The following is a 14,728-nucleotide window of genomic DNA, read 5'->3' as shown; positions in this document are numbered from 1 at the left end:
TTTGCTCGTCTAAGCTGGCGGGCGGATTGGCCGTGACTCGGTTGTCACCCAGACTCATTTGCCGCTCTCCTCAACCAACAGTTACGATACTTGGTTTACGATTAGTGGAGGACGTTGGCCATAGGATCATCGTGCGGAATCGGCGCAGGTGCGTGTTGTTGTTGATCTGGGTTAATTGTCGTTTCGTCCGACCCGATGAAGGCGATCACCTCAGGAACAAGGGCTTGAGGATCCGTTTGAGTTACGTGATCCGAATTTTCCGCCACGAGATTCGCCTGGATCAAAATGGAATCGCCGTAGACTTGTCCGCCGACATGGATGTTGGTGTTTCCAACGTCGACAATCACAGCGTCGTTACTGAGCACATTGCCGCCCGTTGCAACATTTTGGGTGGCCATGCTGTCGCCGTAGTAACCGGCCGTGACGGGCGATGGTGATCCCTGGAGTTGAATCGCCAGGTTCGCGTCTGAGACGATGTTTGTCTGCCAGATCGCGTTCACATCATAGTAGTCGCCTGTAATGTAAAGGATATTGAGCGTGCCGCCGTTGCCGGCGATCAATTGTGCGAACGAAGGGTCGAGCTCGGTCACGCCACCCGAGATATTGTGGATGAGATCATCCAGACCTGAATTCCACGCGAGAGCTTTGCTGCCGCCGTAGCTCTCGATCGTTGCGTTGTTGGTGAGTTCATTCCCGCCCGTAGAAACCGTCTGGTTCGGATCGACTCCGTCGCCAGTGATCTTGACCGTATCGTTATTGTAAAGAATGTTGTTCTGGTAAATCACGTTCATGCCGTGATAGCTGCCGCCGACGATGACCAAGTCGTATTGGAAGTCCCCATCGTTGATCAGCACAAAGTTGCCGAGCTCATTCTGGCCTGCATGAACCTCATAATGTGTGCTTGAGCTGTTCTGCATCGTGACGTCGTTGTCAGACAAATAATTGGTCTGGACCATCGCCCGAATGTTATAGTAATCGCCCTGCACGACATCGACGGACCAGTTCGAACTGGCGTAGCTGGGCATGGATTCATAGACGCCAGGATGCTCGATAAAGTCGGCGATGTTGGTAGCCTGATTGCCGCCGGTCGCGACATTGGCTCCGGAACCACTGACCATCACATGGTCGTTGTCCATGTATGAATTGGTCTGGATGATCGCGTTGGTCTTGAAGTAGTCGCCCGCCACAACCATGGTTCGCGCCGAGTCGGTCAGATCGACGATATAGGCGCCGTTGGTAGCCTCATTTCCACCGTCGAGCGCCCACTGGCCCAAGCCCTTGCCGAGGTCAGGCGCCGGAGCAGGCTCGGAAGCGGGAACCTCCGGCGGCCTGTCCTGTAGTTCGCCGTTCACATAATAGCCCGCCTGGACTGAGTGTGCGTCGGGCGTGCCGCCGCGATCGGCCCAAGCCTGATCGTGCGCCGCGACGAAAGCCGGAAGGGCGTCCGTATTTTGTGGAGCATGCCATTCGGTCGGAACAGCCGCATCTGCTCCGGCGGCCATGTCGGAGATTGCATGGTCGGCGGCTGCCCTCAACGAGAATAGAAGGTTCGCATCATGCGTTCCGATCAACGAATCGTTGTCATGCATATAGTTGATCTGGTGCGTCTGGATTTGGCTCTGTGCGCCATCCTCCTGATAAACGACCTTGACGATATTGACTCCGCCGCCAGCGGCACCGCCTGCACCCACATTCATCGGCGGCACAAAGTTGGGCGAGTGCATTGGACCGAATTTCTCCGGACCAATGTCTGGCGTGGGATGAGTAGGCAAATGCGGCGCGTAGCCCCCTCCACCCCCGAGTGCCAGGGGGCTCTGCATGGGCGTAGGCCGGGTAATCATCTCATCGTCGATCGGCGTGAACTCAAAATGAGGCCGATGCGTCGTATAATCCTCGGTATGGGGCCGATACGCGCCCTCGTCTGGCGGCTCGCGGAAGCGAGCGATGTCTTCGAAAATTTTTAGATAGCCTGCGAAATGCCAGATGATCTCGGTTATACCGCCGGGCACCATGGGAGCCTCCTGCTTTTAGGCACGCAAAACGTCCCCATTCCGCGAGCGCCCATTGCAGTCTCAGAATTTCGGAGCAGTATTGATTAGCCGGTAAAAAAACCTGCGCGGCGATTGCCGCGCAGGTCGAAAGGCTAATTAACCGACGTCATGGCTATCCGTGAAGTCATGGCCAGCGGTGATCGTCTGGCTGTTGAACTGGATGTTGGCACCCATTGTGATGGTCTGGTTGAAGGCCGACTGATCCACGATGGTATCGGCGCTGACACCAACGGAACCGTGATCGAGGCCACCCATCGCACCATTGGCGGTTACCACAGCGCCGTTGACATGAGCTTCCATGTTGAACGCAGCACCATCGGTCGGATCACACCAGTCATATCCGCCACCGTCGGCGCCGTTGAAGTTCACCTGCGGATTGCTGAGGTGATCGTTATCCACCAGGTTGTTGACCTGGTCGATGTTGAACATGTTTCCGCCGCCGTTCAACGTCTGGTTGACGACATCGGGCATGATCAGAGAATCTTCGATGCCATGGATCCCGCTGAGGTCGATGACCGGGTGGGAGAAGCTGCTGGCATCCAGGTCCAGGTCAATCTTGACATCAACGTCAACCTTGGTCTCGACGTTGTTCTCGACGTTGTTCTCGATCTTGTTGTCGAGCTTGTTCTCGACGCTGTTGTCGAGCTTGTTGTCGACGTCGTTGTCGAGCTTGTTGTCGACGTTGTTGTCGTTCGAGTTTTCGTTCTTGTTGTCGTTATCGTTCTTGTTGTCGCTCTCGTTCGCGTTACCGTTCCAGTTCAGGTTGCCGCTCTCGGAATAAAGCCCCTGAACAGCGGTCTGGTTGGCGAGCTGGGACTGACCCTGCTCTTGACCCTGACCCTGACCCTGACCCTGACCCTGACCCTGAAGATTAGCCTGGCCCTGCAACTGGCCCTGGAGCTGACCCTGCAGATTGGCTTGCGCCTGATCTTGATCCTGCTTCTGGTCCTGGTCCTGGTCGGGATCGTTCCAATGTTTACCCATGTTAAGCTCCTATTGGAGGAGCATCGTCGCAACTAAAGCGCGCCAATCTTCTACGTCAGCGGCCTTGTCGAAAAGCGATGCCAGTTGTTACGCCGGTTCTGCCGGCGGCGAGATCAGCGCGGATGCCGATTTCGCACGACGAAGCTCGCTCAATGGCCTTCCAACGGCTAGTTAGCCTTACGGAGATTTCCAATCGCCTTGAGGAGAGGGGGCGATAAGCCAAAAGGAGTAGCTGCCTACGGCTTTCAGATCATCGTGGGCGCCGTGATTGACTTAAGACCGGCCGCCGCTCCGCAAATGGGCTTCGAGCCGCGGCATGAAATCCCAGATTTCCCGGTTTATTCGTGCCATTTCCCGCACCGCGTCCGACATCTCACGAATGCGGGCCTCATCCATCGGCTTGATTTCACCGAAACGAAGCGCGCTGCTGGTCTGGACCAGGCGCATGGATTGCGTATGCAATATCTCGCCGGTGGTATTGTCTACCGTATACATGCAGTGATTGAGCTCGTTACGGATGTGCGTGCCGTCGTTGAAGCGGTCGATCAGGCGATCGAGTTCCTTGCTAAGCGCTTTGTCCTTGATCCTGATTCGCGCCAGCCGCTGGATGAGATCGAGCCTTGCCCGAGTGGTATTCAGTGTCGCAAACACGATAGCAGCCGTAGCCTGATCGGCCTTCAGAAGCAGCATGAGAACATAGATAAACAGGCTTTCGTTGTTGGACCAGTTGAAGACCAGGCCTCCGATCAGAGACAGGATGGTGGTCCGGCGATTCGCGGATTCCGGCGCTGCCGCCTCAAGCGCGGCGAAATCGGGTTTCTGAGGAAGGTGGTCGGCGGTCATTTCGGCCATCGCACTTAAAGCAGGCTCTTCACCCGCAACGTCAAAGGGCGCCGAGGACGTTAATCAACGACGGCGGTAAAGCGATAAGCGCTCTGTCCTGCGGAGCCATCGTCTCGTAGGATGGGAAGGAAGACAAGCCTCCACCGCTCGGAAGGGTCGGGAGAATCGGGAGACCAGAATGCTGCGCTGGGCGGTTGCTATGGCGGCGGTCAGGAGAGGACGTCGGGCAGCAGTGACGACGATCGGTCCGCTGGTTGAACGAAGTCGCGCTGCTCTGAACGGGATTCCCGATATCGTGTGGCGCGATCCTTATCTCGTCGGATTCATGCTGACGCTCATTACCATCGTCGCCCGAATCGGATGTCGTGACTTGCAGGACGACGACCTGAGCCTCGTTCAATCGCAAGCCTGGGGAGCGATCACGGGCATGGACGCCGATATGATCGGAGAGGACGCGTTGACGCTGAGCAATACACATCCACGGGAATTCCAGCATGGAAGCTACAGCGCGATGATGGTGGCCACACGTCTATGCGGCCCAGCCGTTGCTTCGATCGGCTATGAACCATGGCAGGTTACGGACATTCCGTTGGAGACGGATGCTTCTGATGGCCGCAACATCAGCACGTCATTGAGTCCTGCCACGGGCAACTGGGCCGACGCTTTCGACGCCTACATTGCCGGGCTTCCCCTGGCAAAATGACCCTGAAAGTGTCGTGGGGAACCAGACTTTGTCACGATCTCGTAATGAGAATGCTATGGTCCGACCGATAAAATTGAATTAGAGTTGGCTAGGTTCAGATAGGGACACTCTGAATTAGGGCCTGAAATTATTGCATTAAAGGAGGCTGGAGGCGGAAGGTTTCGACGGGTTTGGGGTGGACCGACCTGTCCGTTACAGCGTTCAAGACTGATTGGTAGGAGTACCTATGAGCGCAAATGAAAGTCGTTGTTTTGAAAGCATTTATTTTTCCAGTCATTTCGCTCCGAAGGACCAAATAGTTCACACGATATCCGACCCGGCCCGAACAGCTTATCCACGTCCTCGTTTCGATCTTCGACCGCAGTTGAATGTCGGCAGCGCCTCTTGCGGGGCCTCGCCTCCAATGGGCCAGCACAGGCAGGTACACCTGCAAAACGCGATTACAGTTAATATGGATCGGCCTTGGCAGGCTCGTCCAAAAGCTCTCGCAGCCGGATCCTCCCCAATTCCTACAGCGCACGCTGCGGCCCGCGATCACGAGAGCAAGAACCCACAAGTCGTCAACGGAACGAAAGAGTCATTCGACGCCAAGACGAAGCGTGCCCGGAACGCAATTATTATTATTGATGATAGAGCACTTGTTCGCGATTGCTTGTTGCATTGTTTGCAAGACAAATTTGTCAGTCACGCGGTTTTTTCATTCGCAACTTTGTCAGACTGGATAAAGGTAGAGGATGATCTTCCCGCCCCCTCTGTCATCCTCCTCTGCAATCAAAGCAGTCAAAAAAAATCGTTAAATGATACCGACGACGTCGAAAGCCTCGCGCGCGTCGCCATGGACGCGCCATTGATCATCGTGTCGGATGTCGAGGACGGCTCACGAATCAAGCGCGCGATCGAGAGTGGCGCGCGCGGCTATATTCCAACGAGCATGACCCTCGGTATCGCAGTGGAAGCGGTGCGACTGGTGGAAGCGGGCGGCACATTCGTGCCGATCAGCGCGATGTCGTCTTTTCAGGGTCAGGATGAAAGCCAGCTTTTCACCGCGCGCCAGATCATGGTGATCGAGGCATTGCGCCGTGGCAGGGCGAACAAGCAGATCGCATACGAGCTTGGCATGTGCGAAAGCACCGTGAAGGTCCATATCCGGCATATCATGCGCAAGCTAAAGGCTCGGAACAGGACAGAGGTCGCGATGATGGTGAGCAACTTGTTTGACAAGTTGGAACACGATCGACCTGATTGATCGGATGATTCAAGCTCCCTTGGGTTTGAGATCCGATAGATTACCTTGAAAACTCTATCTATGTTTGCCGGCGTGCGGTATTCGCGGAACAGCCTCGAGTCCCGCAACGCGGCAAGCTGTTTGTTTTTGGATAGGTGGCAAGCCGCACAATCTTCGAAAAAACCGTTGTGAATTGACGACGCGCTTTTCGTAGCAACGTAGCGCGAAGGTAGAGGGAAAATCCCCGATCTTCATTGAAGCCATGGACACGAGGCGCACCTAAGCGCTTCGCTTTTGGCTGCGCGGGCATTGGCTCTATGCGTAATAAATACCTCAAAGACGCGATCCTTGCGCGGCCATGGCGCTTATGATCGGTTACAACTGCGCACCGTTTCGCAATTGCGACGGTGCTTCGTCCATGAATTTTCGCAAGCTCAAGGGGCGCATATCAGTCCACACCTCTTCGATGTAGTCGAGGCATTCCTTCTTGCTGCCGGTCTTGCCTACCTCTTTCCAGCCGTTGGGAACGTCCTTGAACATCGGCCAGATCGAATATTGCTCTTCATCATTGATGACCACTGCAAATGTCACATCGTCTCTATCAAACACCATCATGTCTCGGTCTCCATAAACGAAAGCGACAATGTTTGACTAAGTCAGAAGCAGATGATGGTCAAAGCAATATCGACCAGAGTATTTTTTAATGCCTCAAAACTGATGAGGAAACATCACACTGAACTCGGTTTCGCCATCACACCGTGGTGAAAGCGATAACAATGAGGCGAAGTTTAATCTAACTGCAGCAACTTTTCGGCATCGTGACTACGCGCATCGCAAATGGTTGCTATAACACCATCGTCACATCTACACATTCACGTAGCCGTTCTGAGATTTCAAACGTGAGATCGAAATCGAGTTTGAAAAGCGATCATCTTCGATTTGAGCGCCGAAGGATTCAAGGAGCAGAGCTACTAAGAAATGGAGTCACGGATGATCACCGTGCAGACTGAGACGGCAAAGCAGAGAGCGGAGTCTAAATCAGATCTTCGCAACGAGAGTCGCGAAGATCGTCGAGCGGTCACGCTCGATGCGCAGCGGTGTTTCATTCAAGTTCACTGAGCGGCATTAAGCGGCGGCCCACTCACGCGGCGCACCTCGTCGATGTTCAGCTGCTTGAGACGCGTAAGCGCGCTATCGGAAACGTTCTCTTTTTCTGACGCGTGCTGACTCGAACGCAGGCACCTCTTCATCCGAGTCCGGTTCAGATTTCTCGAGCTGGCTGTCGTTCGTTGGACAGAACAGGGCGCGCAACGATAAACGGATCACCGCGCTGCAATCGAATTGATTCAGCCGGACCATTCTTCACCGCCAAGCCTTCAGTCCATCAGGTCTTCAGTACACGAAGACGAGTCTGATCTGCGACCTTCAAATCGGACCGTTTTTGGTTAGAGTTTTTCCGCTGGATTTCCTCGGACTGGGAGGAGCGGAGAGCGATGAAAGCCTCGAAGTTTTCAGACGCGCAGAAGGCATTTATTCTGAAGCAGGGTTCCGATGGGGTGCCGGTGGCTGATATTTGCCGTAAGGCCGGGATCAGCCAGGCGACCTATTTCAACTGGAGAAGGAAGTACGACGGCTTGCTGCCGACCGAGATGCGGCGGCTGAAGCAGCTTGAGGATGAGAATGGCAAGCTGAAAAAACTGGTCGCTGATCTCAGCCTGGATCGCGAGATGTTGCAGGACGTCATCCGCCGAAAAATCTGAGGCCTGTTCGTCAGCGCAAGCTCGTCGACGCGGTCCGCGGTGAATGGGATGTCTCGATCCGGCGGGTGTGCCAGATACTCGAGGTCGACAGATCAACCTATCACTACAAGTCGCGCCGGCCCGGACAGGCCAGCCTCGAAAGCAAGATCAAGGAGATCTGCCAGACGCGGGTTCGCTACGGCTACCGCCGCGTGCATGTGCTGCTGCGCCGCGAAGGCTGGCTAATCAACCAGAAGAAGACGCGACGGATCTATCGCGAGTTAGGCCTGCAATTGCGCAACAAAACGCCGAAGCGACGGGTCAGGGCGAAGCTGCGCGACGATCGCAGAGATGCCACGCATCCCAACGAGACCTGGGCGATGGACTTTGTGCACGATCAGCTCGCCACGGGAAACAAGATTCGTGTGCTCACCGTTGTCGACTTATTCTCACGGTACTCGCCGGTGCTTGATCCGCGCTTCAGCTACCGCGCCGAGAATGTCGTTCAAACGCTGGAGCACACCTGCGCGGCAGTTGGTTATCCGAAGACCATCCGCGTCGATCAAGGCTCCGAGTTCATCTCGCGCGATCTGGATCTGTGGGCCTATTCCAATGGTGTCACGCTCGACTTCAGTCGGCCTGGCAAACCGACTGACAATGCGTTCATCGAAGCCTTCAATGGACGCTTCCGCGCTGAGTGTCTGAACACTCATTGGTTCCTGACCCTTGACGACGCACGATCAAAATTGGAGGATTGGCGCAGATACTACAACGAAGAACGCCCGCATGGGGCGATCGGGAATAGACCCCCGATTACGTTGCATAATCGTGACAGCGATCCCAGCTCGCCGTCATGACAAAGCCGGAAACTCTAGCCTCCGGCGGTCCAAAGAATGGTCGCAGATCAAGTCCAATCTAGGCGGATGACCGATAACGCCAAAAAGAACAAGCTGGGATCAGCAAGGCCGAGGCCGTTCGTGCACTGAATGGATCGTGGAGGCAACGTAGCTACCACGCCGCGCACATGCTCGACCTTCGTCTCAGCGCATCAACGCTAGAGATCCCAAGCGGTGAGCTGAAAGATGCTAGAAATTGAAGGTCGTCGACACCAGGTAGGTCCGGGGAGCGGCAAGCGTGATAACCCCGCTAAACGCCGACGCCCAGTAAGCCTGGTTTGCGACGTTTTCGACCATGGCCCGAACAACAATCGGTTTTCCGTTCCAGGGCGAGATAAAGGTATATCGCGCTCCCAGATCGACCCGTGTCCAGTCGGGTATGGTCAGCGTGTTTGTGACGTTTACGTATTGAGTGCCCGTATAGATGACCCTGCCCATCATGGTGAGACCGCGCACGAAGGGCGTATCCCATTCCGCACCGATATTCGCAGTGACGACAGGAACACCGACTGCTTTCTTGCCGTCGTTGATCCCGCCTTGGGTTCTTTCCTGCACCCCATCGATCAACGCGGCGCCGCCGAGCACGCGGATGGCGGGAGTGACCTCTCCGAATACATTGAATTCCATGCCGCGGTTACGCTGCATGCCGTTGAGTTCCTGAGTCTGATTTCCGACTGCGCCGAGAGTGATGACACTCCGCTGGCTGATATCGAAATAGCTCAATGTTGCCGTGAGTCGGCCCGCGTCAAACTTTATGCCGCCCTCGGCTTGCTGGGTTGGTGTTGGCGGGAACACGGTCCCGGCATTCTGAAAATTTCCGGCCACTACAACGGGTGTCTGCAGACCTTCGATGTAATTCGCATAGAGCGAGATGTGTTCCACCGGCTTGACAACAATTGCATAGGCCGGGGTCCACACTGACGTGCTTTGCTCCGGCCGACTCGTAAATGCTGGAGGCCCTGTGAAAACCATCACCTCCGTGCCGGCGGTCTGGTGACGGGCACCGACCGTGAACTGCACCCGATCGTTCAGCATCGACATGGTATCGGATAGGCCGATGCTCGATATCCTCACACCGGTTCTCTGGTTGATAGCTAGTGTATTGAGGCTAGGCTGCGCTAAGTTGGTCGGTTCGGTGTAGAGGTTCCAGAAAATTAGATTGTTTACAGGAATGCTTGTCTGCGTCCGAACGTTCTGATTATAGCTCCGGTCGTTGACCGAGTAGTTGATATTCATTGCATGATGGATGAAACCGGTATCGACGTTCGCCCGAATGCCCGTCGTGCCCGCGAAGGTCTCGAACGTCTCCTTGGCAATACCAGGTTGCCCGGCGAGGCCCCCCGCATTATTTTGGATGGTGGGCGACGGATAGAGATAGTTGATGTTGCTGTCGTGATAACCGAACACCGCATAGGCGGTCATCCAGTCGGTTAGATCGACCTCTCCCTGTGCAGTCGTGAAGAAGTCCGTCGGCGCGTAGTAGGCCCACGGGACTTGGAAGTTGAGGCCAGGTGTCGGCGGCTTAGGAATGGCCGTCACTCCCGGACCAATTCCGAAGAATCGCAAAGGCGGCCTCAGATTATCCGCCTGATAGCCGACATCGAAAGCCGCACGCACCCTTTCGCCCCGATAATCAACCCCGAGGACGACGTTTCCAAACTCGTCCGTCTGCCGATTCCACGGCGTATTGCCGTTCGAGTAGGTGCTGTTCAGCCTGACGCCCCACTCCTTGTGTTCGCCGTATCACCGGCCCAGATCGACATTTGCTCCGAACTGCGACTGGGAAACATAAGTCCCCGTTATTCGCGTAATGTCGAGGTCGGTCGCATGTTTGCTGATCAAATTGACGGTGCCGCCGACCGCCCCGCCGCTGGTGGCACCGGTGCCGCCGGCGGTCATCGCACCGTTGAGCAGAGCGCTCGGTCCTTTGAGGACTTCGACGCGCTCGACGAAGTTGGCCCTCGTGGAGTAGTACGGCGCGATTCCGTAGAGTCCGTTCAGGCCGTAATCGCCGCTGTCATAGAAGAAGCCGCGGATAAAAAGACCATCGGCACCGCCACCGGCCGGTTGAACAGCCCGAACCGAAGGATCGTTAGCCAGCACATCGCGAATCGTCCGCGCTTGCTGATTCTCCATGAGTTCAGCAGTATAGCTCGTCTGATTGAACGGCGTATCCATCACGCTGCGATTGCCGAGCATTCCGAGGCTTGCCCCAGTCGCAACCTGGCCACCGGCATAGACGGGCGGCACGGTGCCGACCGTACCAGTTGAAGGCACCACATAAGGGACAGGCGCCGCCTGGCGCGGCGCCGGCGCGGCCACCCGCCTCTGGACGGGACTGGCTGTTCGGGTTCGTGACCGCTTGGCCGTCTGCCGTATTTCGGCTTAGGTGCGACAATCGTCACAGGCGGCAAGCTGGGTTGCTGCGCGCGCGCGGCTTGGATGACGCCGGATGAATCCACAGAGACGACGAAATAACTCACCGCTCCCAGCGACGCTATGCTCATGATAGTTTTGGCTGAGAGTTCTCGCATTGTCCCCGTCCCCCAATTCCCTAAGCAAATCCAACCCCAAGGGCTCGTAACATAAGAAGCGATTCTGACAACAGGATCGAGAACTAGAAACTATCTAAAGTTGTGAGGAGTTACACTCTTACCACTTGGGTGCGCGTGAAAACTCACGGTTCGGAGTTTGCTGCTGCTCGATACAACTGACGCAGTTTAGATTGCGACTGCAGACGAGAAGTCACTTCGGCGTACGAGCGCAGGGCGAGAATTCGGCGGATTGAATGACGATTCGCAAATGGACCATCTAAAATAGAAGGGGCACCCCGCGGGGTGCCCCTTCTTGTGCATGAGCTTGTTAACGGAAGGTCCTCAATCACCTCCTACAGGCAAGCCTTCGCGCCGCAGGATTAACGCCAGTTCAGCGGACTGGTGATTAAAGGCCAACCGCAAGTCTCAAGTTATCCGATCCCACTTTAGTGCGACATGAAAACAGGAACGGTCATCGCCGAAAGCATTCCGCGCGTCACGCCACCGAACACAAATTCACGCAGGCGAGAGTGTCCATAGCCGCCCATCACGAGCAAGCTCGTCGAACCGCCAGCAACATACGACAAAATGGCATTCGCGACGTCCCTATCGGCAGCCGGTATCGTTTTCACGTTGACCTTGATATCGTGTCGAGCGAGATGCTGGCCGATTTCAGTTCCTCGAAGTACCTGCTCATTCGCGGTCTTTTCATCTTCAACAATGAGCAGCTCAACAACGTTGGCTTTTTTCAGAAACGGCAACGCATCATTGATGGCCCGCGCCGCGGTGCGACTTCCATCCCAGCAGCACACGACCTTCTCAAGCTTCAGAACTTCCCGCTGGTTGCTGGGAATGATAATAAGCGGCCGACCGGAATCAAAGAGCGTCGTTTCAATTAGAATGCTGTTATTGATGCCCTTGTGATCATCGGATTGCATGACGATACTTAAATCAAAACACCGCGCCACTTCTGAAAACGTCTGAGGTGTTCCTAAAACGAGACGTGATTCAGCTGAGAGTTCGCCGCGTTTCATAGCCAGTTCAAAACGCTCTATTGCACCGTGCGCCTCTGCTTCACTCTCGGCAAATAGATCGCCAAGAGCATCCGCGGGAATGTTCGCTTCGAAATTAGATATAACGGCCGTCAAATGGGCGGAGAAAAGTTCGGCAATCGAAGCAGAAAAATCACGGGCGATATCCCGCGAGGGGTCGCGCTCCAGATGAAGAATAATGTCTTTAGGCATGCGATTCGCTCTCCAATCTGAACCATCCCCCGCAGAATTATGATATCGAGCATCAAAGCAAGGTCAAAGCTTCAAACCTTCGAAGGTTTTTGCGCGATGCCTGGCGCCCTATCGAAAGCATGATCGATCTTCCCGAGACGAAATATGGTTCATCGTCCCGACGGAAGCAAAATAAGCATATAAGAGGTTCGTATGGCACACCGCCAGTAGCGGCGAGACTTCGCGGAAAATAAATGTATCGTTTCTAACCTTCCTGCGATCATTTTGGATCGATCAATCCTCGCCGGCCCTCCGTGCGGGAACCAGTGCATGCCGAGGTCATGTGGTGAGGACGCTGATAATCGACAACTACGATTCGTTTACCTACAACCTGGTGCACTTGATCGCAGAGATAAACCAGGAAGAGCCCCTGGTCGTCCGCAACAATGCGGTGACATGGCACGAACTCTCCCAAAGACGATTCGATAATATCATTATCTCGCCAGGCCCGGGGCGACCCGACCGGGCAGCGGATTTCGGCTTATCCAAGGCTGCGATCGAAGCAGCCGCCGTTCCCTTACTTGGCGTATGTTTGGGACATCAGGGCATTGCCGTCGCGTCAGGCGCATCGTTGGCGCGGACTCCATCTCTCGTCCACGGACGCACATCCAGAATCGTGCACCGGGGGTCCGGCCTCTTCGCGAACATGCCACCATTGTTCAATGCGGCCCGCTATCATTCTTTTGTGGTCCAGCGTCCTCTCCCCTCCACTCTTGAGGAAATTGCTTGGACCGAAGATGACCTCGTCATGAGCATCGCTCGTCGCGGGCGGCCGCAATGGGGCGTGCAGTTTCATCCGGAATCGTTTCTCACAGAAGACGGCCGGGTCTTGCTACGAAATTTTCGCGACCTTTCCTTTCGTTTCATGGGAAGAACCTCAACGCCACCGCCCGCAAGGCCGGACAAGCGGCGCACGACGGTGCCTACTGCCACGTCTCGCAAAGCATTCTGGCTCGAAATCCCGCGCGCGATTGACACCGAAGCGGTGTTCTGTTCGCTCTTTGGCGATCAGCCCTTCGCCTTTTGGCTCGACAGCAATCTTGCGGGGTCTCCGCTGTCACAATGGTCTTATATGGGAGATGCATCGGGGCCACGTGCGGAAACGGTGCAGTACAACAGCGTCGACCGAACGATCCTTATCGACGATGCTCGCGGGCGCCGGACCGAGAACGTCGATATATTCGAGTATCTTCAAAGGGAGCATCCGAGCCGGCCGCAATCGCCGCCACCATGTCCTTTCGTCGGCGGTCATGTCGGGTGGTTTGGCTACGAGCTACGACATGATTGCGGCTCGCCGACCACGCGGCGGGCTGCAACACCCGACGCCTTGTGGATCCGTTCCGACAGGTTCATCGCCGTAAATCATCTCGACGAAAAAACCTATATATGTGCAATCGATAACCCCGAGGAAGCCGACCGCGCGCAGCATTGGATTCGTTCCGCACTTAAGCGGATCGAATCGGCGAACCGCCCGCCCCTGAATTTCCCTGACGTGATCGACCGGAGTCCACTCGCGTTCGCCATGAAGGATGGAAGAGCGAGCTATCTCTCCAAGGTCGCCCGCTGTCTCGATTTGATCGCGCAAGGAGAGACTTATCAGGTCTGTTTGACCAGCGAGCTTTCCTGCACCGCCACTGTTGAGCCACTGCGCGTTTATCGCGCAATGCGAAGCGTCAATCCCGCGCCGTTTGCTGCGTTTCTCAAATGGCCCGGCGGAGCAATCCTCAGTGCCTCGCCTGAGCGATTTCTTGCCGTCGATGCAGACGGCAACATCGAAGCAAAGCCGATCAAAGGAACGATCCGGCGCGCCGCCGATCCGCTTGAAGACCAGAAGCTGGTCGAAATGCTGCGGACCGATCGGAAAAACCGGGCAGAGAACGGAATGATCGTCGATCTCTTGCGTCACGATCTGTCCCGCTGTTGTGAGACCGGAACCGTATCGGTGCCAAGCTTGTTTGACGTCGAAACATATCAGACCGTCCACCAGCTGGTCAGTACGATACGCGGCGTTCTGAAACCGGAGCATACGCTCATTGACGTGCTGCGCAGCGGCGCATTTCCGGGCGGATCGATGACCGGAGCGCCCAAATCCCGCACTCTTGAGCTTATCGATCAGTTGGAGCAGCGCGCCCGAGGTATCTATTCTGGCTCACTCGGCTGGCTGGGTGATGATGGCGCTGCTGATCTGAGTATTGTGATCCGATCCATCGTGCTGACCGATGGACGGTTCTCTATCGGTGCGGGAGGCGGAGTAGTTGCGGAATCCACCCCCGAGGGAGAATTTGAGGAAATGCTCTTGAAGGCCGAGGCTTCGATCAGATCAATCGTCATCGCCACATTTGGAAGCTTCAGCGAAGGTCAATTTCGTCTGCTGGATTCCAGCGACAGCACAGCGCAAGGCTGAGTACATCTGACGATCGCACATGCCACGGAAAGTTTCCAAGCTGGTGTGCACCCGCTGGCCTTGCCT

Annotated in this window: 9 protein-coding genes and 1 pseudogene; 4 read left to right on the top strand and 6 right to left on the bottom strand. The window is 55.7% G+C overall.

Features of this window, described 5'->3' with window-relative positions; all coding sequences use genetic code 11:
- Positions 1–101: 101 nt before the first annotated feature.
- The 3 genes from ACM561_RS05395 to ACM561_RS05385 form a co-directional block, all read right to left on the bottom strand.
- Positions 102–2,012 carry a hypothetical protein gene (locus tag ACM561_RS05395; protein WP_425908614.1) on the bottom strand — a complete coding sequence of 637 codons (1,911 nt, stop codon included), beginning with the start codon at positions 2,010–2,012 and terminating at the stop codon, positions 102–104.
- 135 nt (positions 2,013–2,147) lie between these two features.
- The gene (locus tag ACM561_RS05390) at positions 2,148–3,035 is read right to left on the bottom strand and encodes a hypothetical protein (protein ID WP_425908612.1); all 888 of its coding nucleotides are present in this window, start codon (positions 3,033–3,035) and stop codon (positions 2,148–2,150) included.
- Between the two features lie 273 nt (positions 3,036–3,308).
- Positions 3,309–3,878: a hypothetical protein gene (locus ACM561_RS05385; RefSeq protein ID WP_425908611.1), complete on the bottom strand. Its 570-nt coding sequence runs from the start codon at positions 3,876–3,878 to the stop codon at positions 3,309–3,311.
- Between the two features lie 178 nt (positions 3,879–4,056).
- Between ACM561_RS05385 and ACM561_RS05380 the strand changes: the two genes are divergently transcribed.
- Both ACM561_RS05380 and ACM561_RS05375 read left to right on the top strand, forming a co-directional pair.
- On the top strand, positions 4,057–4,581 hold the full coding sequence (locus tag ACM561_RS05380) for a hypothetical protein (protein WP_425908609.1): 525 nt from the start codon (positions 4,057–4,059) through the stop codon (positions 4,579–4,581).
- Positions 4,582–4,807: 226 nt separating this feature from the next.
- Positions 4,808–5,827, top strand: a complete 1,020-nt coding sequence (locus ACM561_RS05375) for a DNA-binding response regulator (RefSeq protein ID WP_425908608.1) — start codon at positions 4,808–4,810, stop codon at positions 5,825–5,827.
- A gap of 354 nt (positions 5,828–6,181) precedes the next feature.
- Here the strand turns inward: ACM561_RS05375 and ACM561_RS05370 are convergent, their stop codons facing one another.
- Positions 6,182–6,421, bottom strand: a complete 240-nt coding sequence (locus tag ACM561_RS05370; protein ID WP_425908606.1) for an MbtH family protein — start codon at positions 6,419–6,421, stop codon at positions 6,182–6,184.
- A gap of 878 nt (positions 6,422–7,299) precedes the next feature.
- On the opposite strand from ACM561_RS05370, the gene ACM561_RS05365 reads away from it, so the two are divergent.
- Positions 7,300–8,402, top strand: a protein-coding gene (locus ACM561_RS05365; protein WP_425905558.1) for an IS3-like element ISNisp3 family transposase whose coding sequence is annotated in 2 segments (ribosomal slippage) — positions 7,300–7,555 and positions 7,555–8,402 — 1,104 coding nt in all. Because the reading frame shifts where the segments join, the coding sequence is not laid out codon by codon here.
- A 228-nt stretch (positions 8,403–8,630) separates the two neighbouring features.
- Here the strand turns inward: ACM561_RS05365 and ACM561_RS05360 are convergent.
- Both ACM561_RS05360 and ACM561_RS05355 read right to left on the bottom strand, forming a co-directional pair.
- Positions 8,631–10,948 (bottom strand): annotated as a pseudogene (locus tag ACM561_RS05360) (TonB-dependent receptor).
- A 473-nt stretch (positions 10,949–11,421) separates the two neighbouring features.
- On the bottom strand, positions 11,422–12,219 hold the full coding sequence (locus ACM561_RS05355) for a universal stress protein (protein ID WP_425908605.1): 798 nt from the start codon (positions 12,217–12,219) through the stop codon (positions 11,422–11,424).
- Positions 12,220–12,544: 325 nt separating this feature from the next.
- Here ACM561_RS05355 and pabB point away from each other — a divergent pair, with 325 nt between their 5' ends.
- Positions 12,545–14,662 (top strand): aminodeoxychorismate synthase component I, encoded by a 2,118-nt coding sequence (gene pabB / locus ACM561_RS05350; RefSeq protein ID WP_425908604.1) that lies wholly within the window; start codon positions 12,545–12,547, stop codon positions 14,660–14,662.
- The last annotated feature ends 66 nt before the right edge of the window (positions 14,663–14,728 follow it).

The organism is Nitrobacter sp. TKz-YC02 (assembly GCF_049852135.1).
GTDB classification, from domain to species: domain Bacteria; phylum Pseudomonadota; class Alphaproteobacteria; order Rhizobiales; family Xanthobacteraceae; genus Nitrobacter; species Nitrobacter vulgaris.
The sequence above is the reverse complement of the archived record's forward strand: the minus strand, read 5'-3'. Positions and strand labels throughout refer to the sequence as shown.

Coding starts and splice junctions, on each gene's coding strand:
- ACM561_RS05395 (WP_425908614.1), bottom strand. CDS start 2,012: ATGGTGCCCGGCGGTATAACCGAGATCATCTGGCATTTCGCAGGCTAT.
- ACM561_RS05380 (WP_425908609.1), top strand. CDS start 4,057: ATGCTGCGCTGGGCGGTTGCTATGGCGGCGGTCAGGAGAGGACGTCGG.
- ACM561_RS05390 (WP_425908612.1), bottom strand. CDS start 3,035: ATGGGTAAACATTGGAACGATCCCGACCAGGACCAGGACCAGAAGCAG.
- ACM561_RS05375 (WP_425908608.1), top strand. CDS start 4,808: ATGAGCGCAAATGAAAGTCGTTGTTTTGAAAGCATTTATTTTTCCAGT.
- ACM561_RS05370 (WP_425908606.1), bottom strand. CDS start 6,421: ATGATGGTGTTTGATAGAGACGATGTGACATTTGCAGTGGTCATCAAT.
- ACM561_RS05385 (WP_425908611.1), bottom strand. CDS start 3,878: ATGACCGCCGACCACCTTCCTCAGAAACCCGATTTCGCCGCGCTTGAG.
- ACM561_RS05355 (WP_425908605.1), bottom strand. CDS start 12,219: ATGCCTAAAGACATTATTCTTCATCTGGAGCGCGACCCCTCGCGGGAT.